Origin of the sequence: Croceitalea dokdonensis DOKDO 023 (genome assembly GCF_001306415.1) — a bacterium.
Taxonomy (GTDB): domain Bacteria; phylum Bacteroidota; class Bacteroidia; order Flavobacteriales; family Flavobacteriaceae; genus Croceitalea; species Croceitalea dokdonensis.
Genome location: NZ_LDJX01000002.1, coordinates 541,997 through 562,113, shown reverse-complemented (window position 1 = coordinate 562,113; position 20,117 = coordinate 541,997). Strand labels below are relative to the sequence as shown.

At 43.0% G+C, this 20,117-nt stretch carries 20 protein-coding genes; 12 read left to right on the top strand and 8 right to left on the bottom strand.

All coding sequences use genetic code 11. The features are described 5' to 3' along the window. The first annotated feature begins 31 nt into the window (after window positions 1–31). Entirely contained in the window at window positions 32–925 is an 894-nt protein-coding gene (locus tag I595_RS05990) for an SMP-30/gluconolactonase/LRE family protein (RefSeq protein ID WP_054558466.1), read from the top strand. A 273-nt stretch (window positions 926–1,198) separates the two neighbouring features. Here the strand turns inward: I595_RS05990 and I595_RS05985 are convergent, their stop codons facing one another. Next, window positions 1,199–1,636 carry a cytochrome c oxidase assembly factor Coa1 family protein gene (locus I595_RS05985; RefSeq protein WP_054558465.1) on the bottom strand — a complete coding sequence of 146 codons (438 nt, stop codon included), beginning with the start codon at window positions 1,634–1,636 and terminating at the stop codon, window positions 1,199–1,201. Between the two features lie 11 nt (window positions 1,637–1,647). Between I595_RS05985 and I595_RS05980 the strand changes: the two genes are divergently transcribed. From I595_RS05980 to I595_RS05955, 6 genes are all read left to right on the top strand, one after another. Further along, window positions 1,648–2,865 carry a beta-ketoacyl synthase N-terminal-like domain-containing protein gene (locus I595_RS05980; RefSeq protein ID WP_316934160.1) on the top strand — a complete coding sequence of 406 codons (1,218 nt, stop codon included), beginning with the start codon at window positions 1,648–1,650 and terminating at the stop codon, window positions 2,863–2,865. A 149-nt stretch (window positions 2,866–3,014) separates the two neighbouring features. Beyond that, entirely contained in the window at window positions 3,015–3,593 is a 579-nt protein-coding gene (locus tag I595_RS05975; protein WP_054558464.1) for a hypothetical protein, read from the top strand. Between the two features lie 4 nt (window positions 3,594–3,597). Further along, window positions 3,598–5,028: a flotillin family protein gene (locus I595_RS05970; protein WP_054558463.1), complete on the top strand. Its 1,431-nt coding sequence runs from the start codon at window positions 3,598–3,600 to the stop codon at window positions 5,026–5,028. Window positions 5,029–5,208: 180 nt separating this feature from the next. Then, entirely contained in the window at window positions 5,209–6,312 is a 1,104-nt protein-coding gene (gene bioB, locus I595_RS05965; protein ID WP_054558462.1) for a biotin synthase BioB, read from the top strand. Between the two features lie 36 nt (window positions 6,313–6,348). After that, window positions 6,349–7,221, top strand: a complete 873-nt coding sequence (locus I595_RS05960) for a cupin-like domain-containing protein (RefSeq protein ID WP_054558461.1) — start codon at window positions 6,349–6,351, stop codon at window positions 7,219–7,221. 26 nt (window positions 7,222–7,247) lie between these two features. Beyond that, window positions 7,248–7,745, top strand: a complete 498-nt coding sequence (locus tag I595_RS05955; protein WP_054558460.1) for a DUF6646 family protein — start codon at window positions 7,248–7,250, stop codon at window positions 7,743–7,745. On the opposite strand, the gene I595_RS05950 is transcribed toward I595_RS05955, so the two are convergent. The 3 genes from I595_RS05950 to I595_RS05940 all read right to left on the bottom strand — a co-directional run bounded on the left by I595_RS05950 (window position 7,735) and on the right by I595_RS05940 (window position 10,840). Continuing rightward, complete coding sequence (locus I595_RS05950; RefSeq protein ID WP_245628233.1) at window positions 7,735–8,217, bottom strand: regulatory protein RecX; 483 nt, start codon at window positions 8,215–8,217, stop codon at window positions 7,735–7,737. The genes I595_RS05955 and I595_RS05950 overlap by 11 nt on opposite strands. Window positions 8,218–8,749: 532 nt before the next feature. Beyond that, window positions 8,750–10,300 carry an Rne/Rng family ribonuclease gene (locus tag I595_RS05945; RefSeq protein ID WP_054558458.1) on the bottom strand — a complete coding sequence of 517 codons (1,551 nt, stop codon included), beginning with the start codon at window positions 10,298–10,300 and terminating at the stop codon, window positions 8,750–8,752. A gap of 249 nt (window positions 10,301–10,549) precedes the next feature. Next, window positions 10,550–10,840 (bottom strand): HU family DNA-binding protein, encoded by a 291-nt coding sequence (locus I595_RS05940; protein ID WP_054558457.1) that lies wholly within the window; start codon window positions 10,838–10,840, stop codon window positions 10,550–10,552. Between the two features lie 112 nt (window positions 10,841–10,952). Here I595_RS05940 and mutY point away from each other — a divergent pair, with 112 nt between their 5' ends. Genes mutY through gldD form a run of 4 tightly spaced genes read left to right on the top strand, consistent with a single transcriptional unit; the run spans window position 10,953 to window position 14,370 of the window. After that, window positions 10,953–11,984, top strand: coding sequence for an A/G-specific adenine glycosylase (mutY, locus tag I595_RS05935; protein WP_054558456.1), 1,032 nt, complete (start codon window positions 10,953–10,955; stop codon window positions 11,982–11,984). 15 nt (window positions 11,985–11,999) lie between these two features. After that, on the top strand, window positions 12,000–12,464 hold the full coding sequence (locus I595_RS05930) for a single-stranded DNA-binding protein (protein ID WP_054558455.1): 465 nt from the start codon (window positions 12,000–12,002) through the stop codon (window positions 12,462–12,464). Window positions 12,465–12,488: 24 nt separating this feature from the next. Beyond that, the gene (locus I595_RS05925) at window positions 12,489–13,817 is read left to right on the top strand and encodes a gliding motility-associated protein GldE (protein ID WP_054558454.1); all 1,329 of its coding nucleotides are present in this window, start codon (window positions 12,489–12,491) and stop codon (window positions 13,815–13,817) included. Beyond that, window positions 13,810–14,370, top strand: coding sequence for a gliding motility lipoprotein GldD (gene gldD, locus I595_RS05920; protein ID WP_054558453.1), 561 nt, complete (start codon window positions 13,810–13,812; stop codon window positions 14,368–14,370). Before I595_RS05925 ends, gldD begins: the two co-directional genes overlap by 8 nt. Before the next feature lie 197 nt (window positions 14,371–14,567). Here gldD and I595_RS05915 read toward each other — a convergent pair whose 3' ends face one another. Both I595_RS05915 and I595_RS05910 read right to left on the bottom strand, forming a co-directional pair. After that, the gene (locus tag I595_RS05915) at window positions 14,568–14,996 is read right to left on the bottom strand and encodes a hypothetical protein (RefSeq protein WP_054558452.1); all 429 of its coding nucleotides are present in this window, start codon (window positions 14,994–14,996) and stop codon (window positions 14,568–14,570) included. A 1-nt stretch (window position 14,997) separates the two neighbouring features. Beyond that, on the bottom strand, window positions 14,998–15,324 hold the full coding sequence (locus I595_RS05910) for a heavy-metal-associated domain-containing protein (RefSeq protein WP_054558451.1): 327 nt from the start codon (window positions 15,322–15,324) through the stop codon (window positions 14,998–15,000). Window positions 15,325–15,762: 438 nt separating this feature from the next. Here I595_RS05910 and I595_RS05905 point away from each other — a divergent pair, with 438 nt between their 5' ends. Then, the gene (locus I595_RS05905) at window positions 15,763–16,656 is read left to right on the top strand and encodes a DMT family transporter (RefSeq protein ID WP_054558450.1); all 894 of its coding nucleotides are present in this window, start codon (window positions 15,763–15,765) and stop codon (window positions 16,654–16,656) included. A 23-nt stretch (window positions 16,657–16,679) separates the two neighbouring features. Here the strand turns inward: I595_RS05905 and I595_RS05900 are convergent, their stop codons facing one another. Both I595_RS05900 and I595_RS05895 read right to left on the bottom strand, forming a co-directional pair. Continuing rightward, a complete protein-coding gene (locus tag I595_RS05900; protein WP_054558449.1) occupies window positions 16,680–18,758 on the bottom strand; it encodes a M16 family metallopeptidase in 2,079 nt (692 codons plus the stop codon). 1 nt (window position 18,759) lies between these two features. After that, complete coding sequence (locus I595_RS05895; protein ID WP_054558448.1) at window positions 18,760–20,082, bottom strand: M16 family metallopeptidase; 1,323 nt, start codon at window positions 20,080–20,082, stop codon at window positions 18,760–18,762. Between the last annotated feature and the right edge of the window lie 35 nt (window positions 20,083–20,117).

Sequence of the window (20,117 nt, the reverse complement as noted above, 5' to 3'; positions counted from 1 at the left end):
GCAATAATGATTAACTTTCGCACCTTGGAATATGAAAATCAGTAGCCTATTTTTTATTGTTGCCGTTTGTGGGTTTTGCGGTACCTCCTGTACCGCCCAGGGTATCGTTGCCGAGGGTGCAGCACTTTATTTGGTCGCCGAGGGATATGACTTCACCGAAGGCCCTGCAATGCACCAAAATGGTGATGTCTATTTTACCGACCAACCCAACGACCGTATCTTAAAATGGGATGCGGCCAGTAATTCGGTCAGTACCTATTTACAACCTTCAGGACGTTCCAATGGACTTTACTTTGACCATAACGGCAATCTGTTTTCCTGTGCCGATGAGAAGAATGAGCTATGGCGTATCGATACCGAAAAAAACGTGACCGTACTGGTATCTGGCTTTGAAGGGAAAAAACTGGGTGGACCCAATGATCTTTGGGTAGATCCCAAAGGAGGTATCTATTTTACCGATCCTTTCTACAAAAGGCCTTGGTGGAACCATACTGAACCCGAGATTGATGAACGCCGTGTCTATTACCTTACCCCTGATATGCTTGACCTAAAAATTGTGGCGCAAGACTTTGTAATGCCCAATGGAATCATCGGTACTGCCGACGGCAAGACCCTCTACGTGGCGGATATTGGAGATAAGAAGACCTATGTCTATCCAATAAACGACGATGGGAGTCTGGGTAAACGCCAGCTTTTCTGTGAATTGGGTTCAGATGGTATGACCCTCGACAACCAGGGCAACTTGTATCTCACGGGTGATGGTGTAACCATATTCAATGCTCAGGGCACCCGTGTGCATCATATTCCCGTCCCTAAAAAATGGACGGCAAACGTCACTTTCGGTGGACCCAATCAAGATGTACTCTTTATTACGGCCATGGATGCTATATATACCCTGAAAATGGCGGTACAGGGCATACGATGATGTTCGGACTTAGAAGCATTATGCAATAAACGCCCCTTTTGTAGCAGTAAGGGCTAGCTTATCCTGAATTAAGAATGTCAATATATGTTGCATCTGTAGCGCTCATTGGTCACAATCATTGGTTGAAACCCTTCCTGAAGCAGGCATGCATGCATTGCAACACAAAGTGGTTGGGTTGTTCGTTGACAAGACTGCCTTGAAAAAGGCTGCCAAATAAAAACGGTACTTTATTCCATATCAATCGGCGTGCAGCGCAAAGCGCAGACCTACAGGTCAGTTCTTTTTCAAGTTCTTCAGCCTATCCGTAAAGTCAAACTCTTGATTCCCAACCTGTACCGTGATTTCATGATATTTCCAAATTTCCCCGCGTCCATAGGCATCTACGTAAAGCGTGCCCGAGGCATCAGGGCCGGCTATGGGAATGGTCATCTGGGCGGTTTTATTTCCGTTTTTGTTGTTAATGGAACCCTGAACGGCACCATCACGGGTAATGGGAGACCCCATGACCTGCAACAGGGCTTCATCTTCATGGATTAGCGCAAAGGCCTCCACATAGGGCTCGGACTCCTCCATGATCTTTGTAACCCCAAAGTAGATGGACGTAAATAAAACTACCGCAAAAATGATAATGCCCAGGCAACCGCCCACGGGCAATGCCCATTTCCAATTTCTTTTCCACCAACTGGGTTGTGGCACCAACTCGTTGTTCATCCTTTTTAGTTTTGGTTTGGAGATATGAAGGTAAGAACTTTTACTTTTGTGGCGAATTTAATATGCTGAACCAACCCATATCCATAACTGCCTTGGCATCCATATCCCCTCTGGGGTGCTCCTTGGGTGATGTTTGGGAACAGTACCTTACAAATAAGCACCTGTTGTCAAAGATGCCCTACCAAAAGCAATCTGTTTGGGCGGGCAGGTTGTCATCCCAAGATAACCAGCGCATTATATCGCTTAGTGGGCATGAGCCCAAATACCAGCATTTGGACCGTACGGTACTTTTTGCACTTTTTGCCGCAAGAAGAGCGGTGGAAATGGCCAACTGGAAAGAAGTTAGGAAGGAGTATGGAATAAATATAGGTTCTTCCCGCGGGGCAACAGCACTATTTGAGCAACACCATGCCCAATTCTTGGAAGACGGCAAAACAGCTGTGTTGGCATCCCCAACCACTACTTTGGGCAATATTTCCTCTTGGTTGGCACATGACCTACAGACCCATGGCCCCACCATCTCCCATTCCATTACCTGTTCCACGGCACTCCACGCTTTGTTAAATGGGGTAGCATGGTTGCAAAGCGGTTTGGCGCAACAATTTTTGGTAGGTGGCTCGGAAGCTCCTTTGACTCCCTTTACCATTGCCCAAATGCAGGCATTAAAAATTTATGCGAAACCTCAAAATGGGGTTCCATTTCCCTGTCGTGCCCTTGATTTGGAGAAGTCCACCAACACGATGGTGCTTGGTGAAGGTGCCGCTATGGCCTGTTTGGAAGTAGGGCAGGTAACCAACCGCATGGCCAGTATTGTAGGAATAGGGTATGCCACGGAGCCCTTGCGCCATAATGTTTCCATTTCTGCCGATGCCCAATGTTTTCAGGATTCCATGAAGATGGCCTTAAAGGGAATTTCACCTGGGGAAATAGATGTAATTGTGATGCATGCCCCAGGTACCATAAAGGGCGATGTATCGGAAATGCATGCCATTGAAAAGGTGTTTTGTAACAAAATCCCATTTTTAACTACCAATAAATGGAAAGTGGGCCACACCTTTGGAACCTCCGGTATGTTGAGCGTAGAATTGGCAGTGTTGATGTTACAACACCAAAAAACGATCCATGTGCCATATACCAAACCCCAAGAACCACCAACTTCCTTAAATTATGTCATGGTAAATGCCGTGGGTTTTGGGGGCAATGCCGTAAGTGTTTTACTTTCTAAATAGACCTTAGATTTTAAGTAAAGTCTTATCTTAAACCTTTAATTTAGTCGCCAACGGGTATGCCAACCAAGTTTGGCCTAGAAACTAGAATTTTGTTATGAAGCATACCTTGGCAGGTACCGAGGTAAAATACTAACCAACACCTAACCACCATGGAAAACTGGTTTGCCGCCTTATCGCTTTTTGAAAAAATTTATTGGATTACCGCCTTGGTATCATCCGCCATTTTTTTGGTCTTGATGATATTGACTTTGGTTGGTGGTGATGCCGATGATATGGGGGGTGATGTTGATGCCGAAATCGACGGGGATACCGGCATTGGCTTTCAGTTCCTTTCCTTTAAAAATCTAATGGGCTTTTTAACCATTTTTGGCTGGTCCGGTATTTCTTGTCTGGATAATGGTTTATCTACGGGGCTAACCGTGGTGATATCCGTAATCTGTGGTTTGGCCATGATGACGGCCATGGCCGCCCTATTTTATTACCTGGCCAAATTGCAGCATAGCGGTACCTTAAAACTGCACAACGCGCTCAACCAAATAGGCGAGGTATATTTGACCGTTGGCGCCAAACGCAGTAGCATTGGCAAAGTGAGTATTAGGGTACAAGGCACCTTGCGGGAAATGGAGGCGTTGACGGACAACACCAAGGACTTGGTACAGGGCAATGTCATCAAAGTTAAAGAAGTGACCGATAACGGAATCTTGATTGTTGAATCATTAAATAAATAACCATATGCTTTTACCATTACAATTGGGCGGCGGCGCATCTTTGCTCGCCATTGGCTTTGCCATCCTATTTTTCTTCATCATCATCATATCATTTATTAGAAGGTACAAACGTTGTCCATCAGACCGTATTTTGGTGGTCTACGGTAAGGTAGGTACCGGCAATTCCGCTAAGTGTATTCATGGGGGTGCTGCCTTTATCTGGCCAGTGATACAGGATTATGAGTATTTGGATCTGACCCCAATTTCCATAGAGGTAGATTTGGCAAATGCATTGAGTAAGCAGAATATAAGGGTAAATGTACCGTCACGCTTTACCATTGGTGTCTCCACAGAGCCAGGCGTCATGCAAAATGCTGCCGAACGGTTATTGGGATTGGGCATGCAGGAAGTGCAGGATTTGGCTAAAGAAATCATTTTTGGCCAGCTCCGTCTAGTGGTGGCTTCCATGGATATCGAAGAAATCAACTCTGATCGGGACAAGTTTTTGACTAACATTTCACAAAGTGTGGAGTCAGAGCTTAAAAAGGTGGGCCTTAAGCTCATCAACGTAAATATTACGGATATCGTTGATGAATCTGGCTATATTGAGGCCTTGGGTAAAGAAGCGGCCGCACATGCCATTAACGCTGCCCGTAAATCCGTTGCAGAAAAAAACAGGGATGGTTCCATTGGTGAGGCCAACGCCCTACAAGATGAAAGAACGCAGGTAGCTGCGGCAAACGCCAAGGCGGTAGAAGGGGAAAACATTGCGAAAATTAATGTGGCCAACTCAGATTCCTTGAGACGCCAGCGTGAAGCGGAGGCGGAGCGTACGGCCATAGCGGCAGAAAAAGTGCAATCTGCAAAAGCCCTTGAGGAATCCTATGCCGCTGAGCGCGATGCCGAATTGGCGAGAGCGGAAAGAGAACGCAGTTCCCAAATGGCGGATATTGTGGTACCGGCCGAAATAGATAAAAAGAAAGTGGAGATAGATGCCGAGGCAGAAGCGGAAATGATTCGTAGAAAGGCCAAGGGTGAGGCCGATGCAATCCTCTTTAAGGCACAGGCAGAGGCCCAAGGAATCTTGGAAGTGCTCACCAAACAGGCCGAAGGTTTGGACCAAATTGTAAAGGCTGCCGGTGACAATCCCAAGGACGCGGTCTTGTTATTGGTGGCAGATAAGTTGCCAGAGCTGGTAAAGACGCAGGCAGAGGCCATTAAGAACATTAAAATAGATAAGGTCACTGTGTGGGATTCTGGCCAGAAAACGGAGGATGGTAAAAATTCAACCGCCAACTTTATTTCAGGCATGTATAAATCGGTACCCCCATTGCAAGACATGTTCAATATGGCAGGCATGCAGTTGCCAGAGTATTTAAAAGGCAAGAACCTAACCGAAGAGGATACTCATACCAAGACTGATACGTCCAGTACTTCTGAAAAAAAGGAGGAGTAGTTTTTTGCGCTGCCTAAGAAAAACCCAGATTTGAAACTGGCTACCGTCTGGAACGTGTTGCTCCCACGCTCGCGTTAAAACCCATCCTAATTTTTTGGATGCCTCTTGGGCTTGTTTCCTTTTTGTTGAAATATGATTTTAACTCGTTTGCACTAATTATGAAATTCCTATTTTTGGGTTATGAGTGAAATAAGACACAACTGGACCAAACAGGAAATCCTGTCTATTTATAACAAACCATTGATGGAACTGCTGTATGATGCAGCCACCATCCATAGAATGCACCATGATCCCAATACGGTTCAGGTCTCTACCTTATTGTCCATTAAAACAGGGGGATGCCCAGAAGACTGCGGCTATTGCCCACAGGCGGCCAGGTACCATACCAATATTGAGGGCAACGACCTTATGTCCGTTCCTCAAGTAAAGGCACAGGCCCTACGTGCAAAGGAATCTGGAAGTTCCAGGGTATGTATGGGTGCAGCTTGGCGCAATGTCAAAGATGGCCCCGAGTTTGATCAAGTGCTGGAGATGGTGCGTACCATTAATAAGTTGGATATGGAAGTGTGCTGTACCTTGGGCATGATTACGGAAAATCAGGCCAAACGTTTGGCAGAAGCGGGATTATATGCTTACAACCATAATTTGGATACCTCGGAAGATTATTACAAAGATGTGATTTCCACAAGGGCTTTTGAAGACCGTTTGGATACCATTGAAAACGTAAGAAAAACCAATGTTACGGTATGTAGTGGTGGAATCATCGGGATGGGAGAAAAGTTGGAAGACCGTGCAGGGATGTTGGTAGCATTGGCGTCTTTAAGTCCACAGCCAGAATCGGTGCCTATTAATGCCTTGGTCCCCGTAGAAGGGACACCCATGGAGGCTATTGAACCCATTTCCATCTGGGAAATGGTACGCATGGTGGCCACTACCCGGATAGTAATGCCACAGACCCAAGTGCGTTTATCCGCAGGGAGAACACAGATGAGCAGGGAAGGACAGGCCATGTGCTTCTTTGCCGGGGCCAATTCCATTTTTGCGGGTGATAAATTGTTGACCACGCCCAACCCAGATGTCAATGAGGATATGGAGATGTTTAAATTATTGGGCTTAAACCCCCAAAAGCCATTTACCAAGGTATCGCAGCCAAAAACGGTGGAAGCTGAGGCATCTCAGTACCAACCCTTGGGCGAAAAGCCAAAATGGTCTAGGCCAGGTCATAAAATTGAACGTAACGAACAGGCCAAAGCAAAGGCCAAGGCAACGGTAAATAAAGCATAACCCCGTTTTTCCGTTACCCCTAACAACCACAATAGCGTGCAACTTAACCTAACGCAAATACCAAGGGTGAAATCCCTTACCAAGGAAGCCTTCATCAATAACTACTTTAAACCACAACTGCCGGTGGTCATAGAACAGGCAATTGTGGATTGGCCGGCTTATCAAAAATGGAATTTAGGGTACATCAAGCAGGTTGCCGGGGATAAACAAGTGCCTCTATATGATGATAGGCCGGTAGCCCATGACGAAGGTTTTAATCAGCCACATGCTACGATGAGAATGGCGGATTATATCGATTTATTGAAAAGTGGCCCAACGAAGTACCGTATTTTTTTATGGAATGTCTTAAAAGAGGTTCCGGTCTTGCAAAAGGATTACAGCTACCCAGATTTTGGTATCCGTCTAATGAAAGGCTTGCCGATGCTTTTTTTTGGGGGTACGGACTCACATACGTTTATGCATTATGATATTGATTTGGCCAATATCTTCCATTTTCATTTTGAGGGAAAAAAGAAATGTATCCTTTTTCCACAGTCAGAAAGTAAGTACTTATATAAAGTACCCCACTCATTGATTGTTAGGGAGGATATTGATTTCTCCCATCCCGATTTAAAAAAATGGCCTGCCCTAACATATGCCAAAGGCTATAGTACAGAACTGAACCACGGTGAAATGCTTTATATGCCAGAAGGCTACTGGCACTATATGAAATACATAAGCCCAGGCTTTTCCATGAGTTTGCGAGCCATCGCCAGAAGGCCAAAAAATTTTTCAAGGGCCATTTACAATGTGCTTATCATGCGGTATTTTGATAATATGATGAGGCGCATTAAAGGACAAAGCTGGATCGATTATAAGAATGAAAAAGCAGTGGCCAATACAAAAGCGTTGTTGGGTAATTTAAATTAAATAACTTTGTTCAAAATTACAGACTTATGAAATCTAGCATTACAACCATCCTTGCCCTATTATTTGCCGGAACCTTATTTGCACAGACCGCCTTTATAGGTAAGGGCGATGTAAAGTTCCAGGTGGGTGCCAATCTACAAAGTAATGCGTCTGGGATTACCCTGAATTTTGATCACGGGGTTGGTGAAAATATTTCCATTGGGCTTGTGGGGACCTATTTATTAGGTGTAGATGAAGCTATTGACGCAGATTTTGGTGATCGTGTAGACCTAAGGGCCAGATTTAATGCCAACTTGGGGAATGTCTTGGAGATAGGCGATCATTTTGATGTGTATCCTGGATTAAGTTTAGGCCTAAAGAATTTTGGAGGCCATTTAGGGGCACGGTATTTCTTTACCGATGGTTTTGGGATTTTTGCCGAAGCTGGCATTCCTATCGCTAAATACAATACGGACGCATTAACACCAGCAGAGGAATTGAACAACCAGTTTGTGTTCTCCTTTGGAGCGAGCTTTAATTTATAAGCTCGTTGATTTTAGCGTAAACCAAATGGCTTTCCCAGCCGCGGTACAATAAATAATCTGCCAGTTTCTTTTTTCGCTTTTGCAGATGGGTCTCCGTGATTTGTTTCAGCCTTTTTTGGGCCAGTTCATCAAGGGTGTTCAGGTAGTCGTCATCATTTATTTCCTTTAAGGCAGCGGCAATGTTGAACCTTGAAATCTGGCGTTTTTTGAGTTCCAGTGTAATCCGGTTTCGACCCCATTTTTTAATTCGGAATTTTCCCCTGGCAAAGTTCTTGGAGAAACGCTCTTCGTTAAGGAAGTTTTCCCGTATCAAATGATCTACGATTTGGTCAATGGCTTGCGGTATCATGCGCATCTCCATTAGTTTTTCCCGCACATCCTTGTGGCAACGGTCTTGGTAGGCGCAGTAGCCCTCTAACTTTTTTAAGGCTTCCGAAAGGGTGTAGCTTTTTATTTTTTTATCGTAAAGCACAAGCGTGATTTAAGGGATTCCAATAGATAGCTAAGCTGCTTATTTGACCCAGGTAGGCACTCCCCAACAGTGACCGATAATTTCTTTTGAGCGCATCAAAGGTATACCTTCTTGGTTAATGCGGCAAGACCATTGCTATTGCCAGAAGGCATGTTTTATGCGGCATAAACAGAATTTAAGTCTTTGGTAACTTCATTTTTGCGGCCCGTTTACAAGACTTTTTCCAAAACCATATCCACCTTCATTGTTTTGGTCGTTCCTTTGGCAAGATTAAAAGGATTGATCGGGTGGAAGGAGAAATCGGTTTTTTGAACATGGATCAAATGGCAACATCACCTTCATACGTGCCCTGCCCACTTACCGTTAAGACAAACACCCCTATGCTGTTAGAATGCTACACTTCTGGGGCATTAACCATGATTGTTGTTTGGTTTTTAGAAAGCATAAGCCAAAATCGACCATAAAACCAAAGGTTTGGTGGTGTTGGGTTTAGGGCATAAAAAAAGCGACCCCATGACTGAGGTCGCTTTTGTTATCTAAGGGTTTTCCCCTCTTTATCTTTGAATCGATATTCTAAATAGGTATAAGCATCACGTGGCTGTATTTTAATCCACTTTTTATACTCTAAAAACCATTTTTGACGAATTGATGGCATCCCTTTGGTAAGGTAGGCCGCAATAAATGGGTGAATGTTCAAGGTCACCGACGTATTTTTATTCGCTTCTTTTTTTAATATCTTTTCTAAATCAAAATTTATTTTCTCCAGCAGCACAATGGGTGCTTCCACTTCCTTGCCAGAACCATTTGGGTTCTCTTCCGTGGTTTTTATATTCATTTCTGGGCGCACACGTTGCCGTGTAATCTGCACCAGCCCAAATTTACTTGGTGGAAGAATTTTATGTTTGGCACGATCATCTTTCATTTCGTCACGTAGGTGGTCAAAAAGTTTCCTTCTATGGTCACCCCGTGTCATATCAATAAAATCAACGACGATGATACCGCCCATATCACGTAGCCGTAATTGCCTAGCAATTTCAGAGGCGGCAAGCATATTCACTTCTAAAGCCGTGTCTTCCTGGTTTTTTGCTTTATTAGAGCGGTTACCACTGTTTACGTCAATAACGTGAAGTGCTTCCGTATGCTCAATGATAAGGTATGCACCTTTGCTCATTGAGGCCGTACGGCCAAAAGATGTTTTGATTTGGCGGTCAATCCCAAATTTTTCAAAAATTGGGGCTGCTCCCGTGTAATGTTTTACAATGGACTCCTTGTCAGGAGCTATTTCGTGCACATAGTCTTTGATGTTTTCAAACAATCCTTCATCATCAACATGTATCCCTGTAAAGCTATCGTTAAAAACATCCCTTAGGATGGAAGAAGCCCTATTGAGTTCTACCAATACTTTTGATGGGTGTTCCGCTTTGTGCAGGGTTTTGCACATTGCTGTCCATTTATCCAGCAAGTTTTGGAGATCTTTGTCCAGTTCTGCTACTTTTTTGCCTTCTGCAACGGTACGTATGATGACGCCAAACCCTTTTGGCTTAATGCTCCTAACGAGTCTTTTAAGCCTACTTTTTTCTTCATTGCTCTCAATTTTCTGTGAAACTGAAACGCGATCGGAAAAAGGCACCATGACCAAAAAACGCCCGGCTATGGAAAGCTCTGAGCTAATTCTTGGACCCTTGGTGGAAATGGGTTCTTTGACAATCTGTACCAATAAGGATTGATTGGCCTTAATAACTTCGTTTATCGAGCCATTCTTATCAATATCTTTTTCAAATGGAAAATCTTTTAAGGAAAAATCTTTGAGTTTTCCTATGCGCGCTTGCTTAATGAACTTTAGCATAGAAGCTAGCTGTGGGCCAAGGTCATGATAGTGCAGAAAGGCATCTTTTTCATAACCAACATTTACGAAGGCTGCATTTAGGCCCGTAACGGGTTTTCTGATTTTGGCGAGGAAAATGTCCCCAACCGAAAAGCTATTGTTATCTTCTTCTTTGTGAAGTTCAATAAGTTTTCCATCTTTTAGTAAGGCAAAATCGACGGCATCAGAACTAGATCTTACGATTAATTCTCTGTTCACCTGTTTCGATTTTTATTCCGCCTAGGCGGAAATGATTAAACATTATATGTTGGTCGGTCTTTTAACCGATCAAATATTACTTTGTATTCCGGTATGTCAATGAACGTATTAAAATGAAAAAGTAGTCATTAGACTACTTTTTCTTGTGTCGGTTAGCTCTCCGGCGTTTCTTACGCTTGTGGGTAGCTACCTTATGTCTTTTTCTTTTCTTTCCACTCGGCATATTAGCGTTGCTTTATCGTTAGTAATTTATTTAACCTGTACATTGCTTTTCACACCTTCTACAAAAACCTTTGCGGGTTTAAAGGCGGGAATGTTGTGCGCAGGAATCTTAATGGTAGTATTCTTAGAAATGTTCCTTCCTGTTTTTTCGGCCCTAGTTTTGATGATAAAGCTTCCAAAACCTCTTAAATAAACGTTGTCTCCATTTTCCAAGGAAGCTTTTACCTCTTCCATAAAAGATTCAACCGTTGCCTGTACGTCACCTTTTTCAATACCCAGTTTTTCTGAGATTTTAGATACAATATCCGCTTTCGTCATTTCGTATTTCTATTTTCGTTTTTTAAAGGGTTGCAAATATATAAATGTTTTGTATAAAGCCCTAAAATTTAAGTATATAAACTGTTACTTTGAATCGTTAGTATTTTCTGACATGATTTTTTCTGAAGAAATTTTAAAATGGTACCGTGAAAATAAACGCCAGTTACCCTGGCGGGATACCAGAGACCCTTATAAAGTCTGGATTTCCGAAATCATACTCCAACAGACCCGTGTGGCGCAGGGAATGCCCTATTACCAACGTTTTGTTGCCCAGTATCCCACGGTATCCGATATGGCGAGGGCAAGGGAAGAAGAGGTGCTCAAACTTTGGCAGGGCCTAGGGTATTATTCCCGAGCGAGGAATATGCACGCCACGGCTAAAACAGTAGTCTCCAAGCTCAATGGAAAATTTCCGGAAACTTATGAAGGTCTTTTAAAACTTAAAGGTATAGGTGACTATACGGCAAGCGCCATTGCATCATTTTGCTTTGATGAACTGCAGCCTGTTGTGGATGGGAACGTTTACCGGTTATTGTCCAGGTACTTTGGAATTGACTTGGCCATTAACTCAACAGCCGGAATAAAACAGTTTAAAGAACTTGCCAAAAAAGTCATGTCCACTACCAATATTAGGGATTACAACCAGGGTATCATGGAGTTTGGTGCCATACAATGTGCTCCAAGAAAACCGTATTGCCTCCATTGCCCATTGAATAAAAGCTGCGTTGCCTTGGCCACAAATAGGATTGCGGAATTACCGGTTAAACTCAAAAAAAGCAAGGTTAAACTTAAGCATTTTAATTATTTGGTGGTGGTGGACGCCAATGGCCAAACCATACTGGAACAGCGCAAGGGAAAGGGAATATGGCAGAACCTTTATCAATTTCCACTGTTGGAGACCAAAGAAGAGATGGCAGCTATTTCCCTTGGTCAACTTAAAGATTTGGGGTTGGGGGACCATCCGTCCATTTTACTGTACAATGAGCGGCCAATGGTTCACAAACTATCCCACCAGCACTTGTATACCAAATTTTGGATCCTAAGGACGGATAAGGTTGTGGCCAAGGCAATTCCATGGGAGAAACTACCAGATTTTCCCGTACCAGTTTTGATTGCGGATTTTATAAAAAGGTTTAAATTTTAGTACTTTTGATGTATTATGAGCGGAACAGTAAATAAGGTAATTTTAATAGGCCACTTAGGAGATGAGGTTAAGATGCACTATTTTGAAGGTGGCGGTTGTATTGGCCGTTTTCCCATTGCAACCAATGAGACGTATACCAATAAACAAACCGGCGAAAAAGTGAGCAATACGGATTGGCATAATGTAGTTGTGCGCAACAAAGCGGCGGAAATTTGTGAAAAGTATCTGAGCAAAGGGGATAAAATCTATGTGGAGGGCCGTTTAAAGAATAGGCAGTGGCAGGGTGAAGATGGCAATATGCGCTACACTACGGAAGTACAGGTGCAGGACTTTACTTTTTTGACCAATAAAAATGAGCCTGGTGGGGGAATGTCTACCCAAGGCAATACCTCCCAAAAAACTGCTCCACAACAGACAGCCACACCTGCTGCCCAGGAACCTTCCAATCCAATAGGGGAAGAGGATGATCTACCGTTTTAACCAGTACCATAAATAAAATTTGCGTTGGACCCTGACCCTTTTAGTACCGTACAACTGGCCTTTGCTTTTGAAGGTGTTTTTACGATAAAATTGGTACTGCTTTTGGTCCTGTTGTTATGCTCTGCACTAATTTCCGGTGCTGAGGTGGCGCTATTTGGGCTTTCCCAGACCCAAGTCAAGGAAATTGCCGAGGAAGATACCCCCAAGGGAAAAAAAGTGATTTATTTGTTGGAACGCCCCAAGAAGTTACTTGCCACGATCCTCATAGGTAACAATGCCATAAATATTGGTATTGTTTTACTTTTTAGTGACTTGGGAAACACGCTTTTTGCCAACATTAACCAAACCTGGTTGGGCTTTATCTCGGTACGGTTTCTATTGGAAGTAGTGCTGGTGACCTTTATGATTCTCATGTTTGGTGAGATTTTACCAAAAATTTACGCCAATAGAAATCGGGTAGAGTTTTCCCAGTTCATGGCGGTGCCAATCCGGGTTTTAGATGTCATATTTACACCTTTTAGCATGCCCATGCGGGCGGGGACGCTGTTTTTACAGGATAAACTGGGCAGGAAAAAAACGAATTTTGGCGTAGATCATTTATCACAGGCCCTGGAGCTTACCTCAGAAGGGGATACAACCAAAGAAGAACAAAAGATTTTAGAGGGAATTGTGTCTTTTGGCAATACGGACACCAAACAGGTGATGCGCCCTAGGATAGATATTTTTGCCCTCAACGAGGAGATGAAATTTCTGGAAGTGCTGGCAGAGATCAAAAAGAACGGATATTCCAGAATCCCCGTTTTTGCTGAGAATATGGACAACGTCCTTGGGGTACTCTATGTAAAGGATCTATTGCCCCATATAGACAAAAAGTCCTTTAATTGGATGTCCCTTATACGAGACCCTTATTTTGTGCCCGAAAATAAAAAGTTGGACGACCTCTTATTGGAATTTCAAGAACAGAAAAAACACCTGGCCATAGTTGTAGATGAGTACGGTGGTACCTCTGGCATTGTTACCTTGGAGGATATTATTGAAGAGATCGTTGGCGATATCAGTGATGAGTTTGATGATGAAGACCTTATTTTTTCAAAACTAGACGAGTATACCTATGTTTTTGAGGGCAAAACAACCTTAAAGGATTTTTACAAGGTGGTACAATTGGAGAATGACGCGGATTTTGAAGATAATAAAGGGGAATCAGAGACCATTGCAGGTTTTGTTTTGGAGATTTCGGGAAGTTTCCCAAAAAGGGGGGAACAAGTGGTGTTCAAGGACCATGTATTTACTGTGGAGAGCCTGGACAAAAAACGGTTAAAACAAATCAAGGTTAAATTACCAAAAAATGAATAGATGGATATGGGGTTTTATGGTTGGTGTGTTGGTAGTGTTTTCCTGTAAGGAAGAAATCCTACCCAAGCCCAAGGCAATGCTGCGCTTACAGTATAAAGCTGGGGAGTATACGAGGACGAGCACCGGGGATTGCAATTATACCTTTGATAAAAACCTAGATTCCAAATTAGAGGTTAACCCCAGTTGTGCCATGGTTTTGGATTACCCCAATATGAAGGGTTCCATTTATTTGACCTATAAAAAGGTAGACGGCAACTTAAATACCCTTTTGACAGATGCCCAGAAACTTTCTTATGAGCATGTGGTGAAGGCAGACAATATTGCCGAGCAACCTTTTATAAACCAAGAAAAAAAGGTGTATGGGATGTTTTATGAGGTTTCTGGAAATGCCGCCTCACAGTCCCAGTTTTACGTCACGGATAGCACCGACCATTTTGTGACCGGATCCCTTTACTTTTACGCAAAGCCCAATTACGATTCCATCTTGCCCGCGGCTATCTATCTACAGAATGATATCCGGAAAATCATGGAGAGTTTGGAGTGGAAGCAGTAGTTCAAAACCTTGGCCATGTTGTGCTATATTTAAAGTTTTCCTGCTCATTGGCGTGTTTTTCGGAAATATGGTGATTTTGCTAGCAGTTGTGCGCTTTAGATGCTACATTCCCTGGGGTCTGGACTCGGAAAAGCAGGAGGATGTCCTTCCGTAGCAATTAATTTGTCTTAATTATAAAGTAAATGGATTTGTGATGATCAGCCCTTGTTCAGTAACGCTTCCGCCTTTTCTATACTCGTGTTGATTTGCTCTTTTAGGGCCTGTACTTTTTCCTCTTCCTCGTTAAGCCACTTTTGTTTTTGAGCGGATAGGGCCTTCCCGTTCAATATCTCATCGGAATCAAAACGGTCTCCAAAACCGCGCATCCAGTCCATCATGGCTTTGTTGGCATCTTGTAGGTCTTTCATTGCTGTTCCATATTGTTGGCCCACTGCCGTAGTATCCACTTTTTCCTTGAGCTCTGCCACCAGTTTTGATAAGGTTCCCATTTTGGGCATCACCTCATCATGTATCTTCATCACCTCTTCCATTTGGGTGGAATCTTGGTTCTTTTCCGTATTGGTCTTACAAGCGGTACATAGCAATACAAAGATTAAAAAGAAGGGGAGTAGGGTGCTTTTTTTCATTTTATTCCTTTTTTATGATATGGGTAATCGTGTATCTATATTCTTTGACCTTTGTGCCCATAATAGCTGCCTTTATGGCATCGAGCTTCACGGTTTTTGGATCATAACTTACCAACGCTTTACCATTTGCAAAGCTAACACTGCTGCCGGTAACCCCTTGGATTTTTTCCAAATTCTTGTTTATGGCATCCGCACATCCAGCCTGGCATGCCATACCTTCAATGGTAATCTCCACTTGCTTTAAGAGGCCGGATTGGTTTTCCTGCGCTGAAAGCAACGTGCAAAAAAAGATACTGGCCACAACTAGAATACACAACTTATTTTTCATATAATTATACATTTTGTGGGCTATTCCAAAAGTTAAGGCATTACCCAAGGATTGGCCGTGTAATTCATTTCTCTTTTACCTAGGGACTCCCACCGGACCATCCTTCAATATGAAATGGAAAATTATAAAGAAGTACCATTAGAACCTAGTCTTTAGGATGATTTATAGTACCCGTCGTGCATTTTGAATGCTTTTTAGATTTAATACCGTCAGTTCGAGTTTTTTCTGGAAGAAAAAGTATCGGGAACAAGGTTTCATTGCTAAAATTCTGTTTCTCGATACTATTTTCCAATACTTCGTATCAAAAAATCACTCGAATTGACGAATTTTCATCAAAATGCACAATGGGTGTATATTATCATTAGGAATACGGCAATACTTCTAGAAGCAATACCTTTGTATCCATAGCGTTTTAAAACACTACTTTAAAAGTTAAGGTTGACGGAACAAAATCGGAAATGGATTTATCTTTTTGTATTATCCATTATTTGGGGGACTTCATATATCCTCATTAAAAAAGGGTTGCAAGGCTTTACGCCCATACAATTGGGAGCGCTAAGGGCCATAATTGCTACCGTCTTATTATGGATAATAGGATTTAAATCCTTAAGAAGTATTACGAGCAAAGATTGGAAATGGATAGTGCTTTCTGGTTTTGTGGGCAGTTTTGTACCCATGTTTTTATTTGCTTTTGCCCAGACTGAGATTGATAGCAGTGTTGCGGCCATTTTAAATTCCTTGGTGCCCCTGTTTACCTTATTTGTGGGGTTGTTTGCCTTTGGAATTGGCTTTACCAAAAACCAGTTGGTTGGGGTTTTGGTAGGATTGGTGGGAGCAGCCTTTCTTATCTATTTTGGAAAAGGCGTTAATCCTAGCCAAAACTATTGGTACGCGGGCTTTGTGGTCCTGGCCACCATTTGCTACGCCTGCAACGCCAACCTCATTAAAAGCAAATTGCAAGATGTGACCCCAATGGGCATAGCCGTCGGTAATTTTACGGCCATAGTCTTACCTGCTGTAATTGTCCTTCCGCTTTCTGGTTTTTTTAAAACTGACGTAATTTCTGGAGAAGCTTTTTGGAGTTCCTTGGGTTATATTGTGGTGCTTTGTGTCATTGGTACGTGCATTGCCAAAGTGATGTTTAATCGTTTGGTGCAAATTTCCTCTGCCGTGTTCTCTGTTTCCGTGACCTATTTGATACCTATTGTGGGTATATTTTGGGGTACCTTGGATGGGGAAAAATTTACGTTACCTCAGTTTTTTGCCGCCATGTTGATTCTTTTTGGGGTGTACTTGGTAAACAAAAAAAAGACGCCCCTAAAGGCGTCTTAAGATTAAACCATTTTTTTTCGGGATTATTCAAAATCAGCATCGGTCACTCCTTGGTTGATCACGGCTTCCAGTAGGGTTACTTCAATTTCTTGTGGCCCCATGCTCTGGGTCTTAATGGAAGGGAACATAATACCGTCTATTTCCTTGTATTCCTTAAGCATGCCAGATTGGTTTTGGCTTTGGCCGTTCATGGTGATAACCGCCGCTTCCTTTACTTTTAGTCCAGTTTCTACGTCATAGAAAAGTGAGGTCTGTGTAATTTTACCGGGAACTTCCAGTTTATAGGCATCCTTACCGTCTACTTGCTCAATACCGGCAAGTTTTGCGGTGCCATTGGCCAATAAGGCTTGTTCCACGAATATCCCCATGGTGTTCATCATATCTGCCTTCATATCTTCTGGCAAAGGCATTTTATTGCCCCCTTGTTTCATAAACAATTCATCCCCCTTTGCGACAACGCCCATCATTGGGTTTTCGTTCATATAGGTGGTTTGTGCAAGCTTATCTGCCGTTCTTTTTTCCTCCACCTTTATTTTACTTCCCATGGCCTCGCCTTCATACACCAATTTTAAGGAGGTAATGGCATTTACCTTTTCTGCACCACCAATGGCCTCTATATACTTGTTTAAAACATCATTGGCAGTTATCCCCTCTGGAATACCGGCATTATAATCGGGTTTTTCCGTCTTGTTGGCGTTTTTGTCAAAATAGAGAACGGGCACGGCCTTTCCATTAAAGCTCACCTTTTCTAAATTCTCCAAAACCTCACTCCCTTTTCCAGCGACCACCACACGTGCCTTATCCGTAGAAAAGTATTTTTTTGCCGCATTTTGCACATCGGCAACGCTAATGGCGTTGATGTTCTGTAAGTAGTTTTTGTAAAAATCTTTGGGCAGTCCCTCTTTCTCTATGTTAAGGGCGTAACGGGCAATGGTCTGTGGTTGTTCCAAGGCCATAACAAACCGTCCTGCATATTTTGCCTTGGTGTTTTTGAGCTCCTCTGCCGTAACGGGCTCCTTGGTAATCCGGTCAATTTCCTCCAGAATTTGGACTACGGAACTATCGGTCACCATGTTTCTGACCTGTGCTTCCGCGGTGAACCTAACCGGTGAAAATCTATCGTTGCCAATGCTGGAATAAGAACCGTAGGTGTAACCCTTGTCTTCCCTAAGATTGAGGAAAAGACGTCCTTCTCCACCACCGCCAAGAATTTGGTTGGCAATTAGGGCGGGCAGATAATCATCATCCTTCATTTTAAGGTCCACTAGGTTTTGGACCGCTACCTCTGACTGTACGGCGTTGGGCATATCCACAAAATTAATTTGGGTGTACTGGGCGTCCATGGGCTTGCTGTAGGAGTAGGTTGGGGGTACCGCCCTTGTCCATGGGGTAAAAGCTTTGGTCACCAGGTCCTTCGCGGTTTTAAAATCAACATCACCTATGATTACCAAGTAGGCATTGGCGGGCACAAAGTTCTTTCTGTAAAACTGTTCCACATCAAAAAGGGTGACATTGTTTACGGTCTCCTCGGAAGTGATTTCTCCATAAGGATGCTTTGTCCCGTAGGCAAGCGCCCTTTGGACCTTATCGGCTATGGCAGAAACATCGTTTTCTTCCGTTTTTAGACCGGTAATCAATTTTGCCTTTTCCTTTTCAAATTCTTCGGCCGTAAAATTGGGATTTATAGCGGCATCCGCCATTAATTCCAGAATCCTTGGGAAGTATTTGGATAAGGAACTGGCAAAGGCACTTGACGCACCAAAGCTTAGCCGTGCCCCTAAAAAGTCCACTTCTTCGTTAAACTCATCTTTGGGGATATTGGAAGAACCATTTCCCAGCATACTGGCCATTAAGGAAGATACGCCTGCCTTATCCCCTTCAAGAACTGGTGGGTTGTCAATATCCAATTGAATGGAAACCCGGGGCAGCTTTCGGTTTTCCACCACCATTACCTTAAGACCGTTTTTAAGCTCAAAGGTGTTAGGTTCCTCTAAATTAATTTTTGGTGCCGGACCCGGTTTTGGGGGCTGGGTTCTGTCTATCTGTGCGTAGGATACGGTCAAAAACAACGACAGTATGGTAAATAATAAGGTCTTCTTCATCTTAGTTAGCGTTTTTTTGTTCTGGTAAATATTCTAGTTCCACACGTTGATCGGTTTTTAGGTACTTGGCAGCCACATCACGAATTTCTTCACGGGTGATGCTCCTGTAAATATCAATCTGGGTGTTAATGAGGTTGGTGTCGTCATAAAGCAAATAATAATTGGCCAAGGAGCCTGCGATACCGGCAATGCTGCTGTTGGAATTCACAAAATTATTCTCTGCCTTGTTTTGGAGTTTCTGATAGTCGTTTTCCGAAATCAGCTCCGTTTGTAGCTTCAGGATTTCTTCATCGATTTCCTTCATGATATCCTCAAGGGAGGTTTCCCCAACAGGTAGGCCACCAACAATGTAGGCTCCATAATCTTCTTGGGAACCGTTAAAGGCAAATACCTGTAGTGCCATTTTCTTTTCGTCCACCAGTTTTTTGTACAATTTGGAACTTTTCCCATCACTTAAATAGGTAGAGATCATATCCAAAACATAAGCATCCCTTTCTGTCTGTCCGGGAGTACGATAGCCCATCATAATCAATGGTATTTGAATATTGGGATCTTCATATTGCACTTTTATGGGGCCTTGGATGGGGTCTTCCACATAAGTGGGCTGCACTACGTCCGGTCCTTTTGGAATGGGACCAAAATAATCTTGTATCATTCTCTTGGCCTCGCCTTTCTCAAAGTCTCCCGCTACCACCAAAACAGCGTTGTTGGGCACATAGAATTTCTTGTTAAAATTTTGGAAGTCTTCCAAGGAAGCACTGGCCAAGTGTTCTAAAGAGCCAATGACCGTCCAGCGATACGGATGCTTGCTGAACAGGTTTTTGAACATCTGCTCTTGCCATCTACCATAGGGTTGATTGTCCACACGAAGTCTTCTTTCTTCCTGTACCACCTCTTTTTGGGTGTCTACCCCAATTTGATTGATAATGGGGTGCATTAAGCGTTCAGATTCCATCCAAAGCCCCAACTCTAGGTTATTGGAAGGAAAGTTTTCATAGTAATACGTCCTATCATAATTAGTGGTGGCATTATTGCTGCCTCCGTTGGATGACACCAGTTTAAACCACTCACCACGTTCAATGTTTTTGGTACCCTCAAATAATAAATGTTCAAAGAAATGTGCAAATCCCGTTTTTTCAGGATTTTCGTTTTTGGACCCGACATGATAGGAAACGGCAACCGTTACCACGGGTACATTATTGTCCTGGTGCAGGATAACGTGCATACCGTTGTCCAGTTTATATTCCTCAAATTCAACTTCCTGGGCAAAAATAATGCCCGATGAGACCATTAATAGGCTCATAAAGCCAAGCAATTTTTTCATGTTCTTTAGTGTTTAAATTAATCTTACGGCAATAA

Excerpts from the sequence above, each read along its gene's own strand:
- I595_RS05990 (WP_054558466.1), top strand. The coding sequence starts at position 32 with ATGAAAATCAGTAGCCTATTTTTTATTGTTGCCGTTTGTGGGTTTTGC.
- I595_RS05985 (WP_054558465.1), bottom strand. The coding sequence starts at position 1,636 with ATGAACAACGAGTTGGTGCCACAACCCAGTTGGTGGAAAAGAAATTGG.
- I595_RS05975 (WP_054558464.1), top strand. The coding sequence starts at position 3,015 with ATGGAAAACTGGTTTGCCGCCTTATCGCTTTTTGAAAAAATTTATTGG.
- I595_RS05970 (WP_054558463.1), top strand. The coding sequence starts at position 3,598 with ATGCTTTTACCATTACAATTGGGCGGCGGCGCATCTTTGCTCGCCATT.
- bioB (WP_054558462.1), top strand. The coding sequence starts at position 5,209 with ATGAGTGAAATAAGACACAACTGGACCAAACAGGAAATCCTGTCTATT.
- I595_RS05955 (WP_054558460.1), top strand. The coding sequence starts at position 7,248 with ATGAAATCTAGCATTACAACCATCCTTGCCCTATTATTTGCCGGAACC.
- I595_RS05940 (WP_054558457.1), bottom strand. The coding sequence starts at position 10,840 with ATGACGAAAGCGGATATTGTATCTAAAATCTCAGAAAAACTGGGTATT.
- mutY (WP_054558456.1), top strand. The coding sequence starts at position 10,953 with ATGATTTTTTCTGAAGAAATTTTAAAATGGTACCGTGAAAATAAACGC.
- I595_RS05930 (WP_054558455.1), top strand. The coding sequence starts at position 12,000 with ATGAGCGGAACAGTAAATAAGGTAATTTTAATAGGCCACTTAGGAGAT.
- gldD (WP_054558453.1), top strand. The coding sequence starts at position 13,810 with ATGAATAGATGGATATGGGGTTTTATGGTTGGTGTGTTGGTAGTGTTT.
- I595_RS05915 (WP_054558452.1), bottom strand. The coding sequence starts at position 14,996 with ATGAAAAAAAGCACCCTACTCCCCTTCTTTTTAATCTTTGTATTGCTA.
- I595_RS05910 (WP_054558451.1), bottom strand. The coding sequence starts at position 15,324 with ATGAAAAATAAGTTGTGTATTCTAGTTGTGGCCAGTATCTTTTTTTGC.
- I595_RS05900 (WP_054558449.1), bottom strand. The coding sequence starts at position 18,758 with ATGAAGAAGACCTTATTATTTACCATACTGTCGTTGTTTTTGACCGTA.
- I595_RS05895 (WP_054558448.1), bottom strand. The coding sequence starts at position 20,082 with ATGAAAAAATTGCTTGGCTTTATGAGCCTATTAATGGTCTCATCGGGC.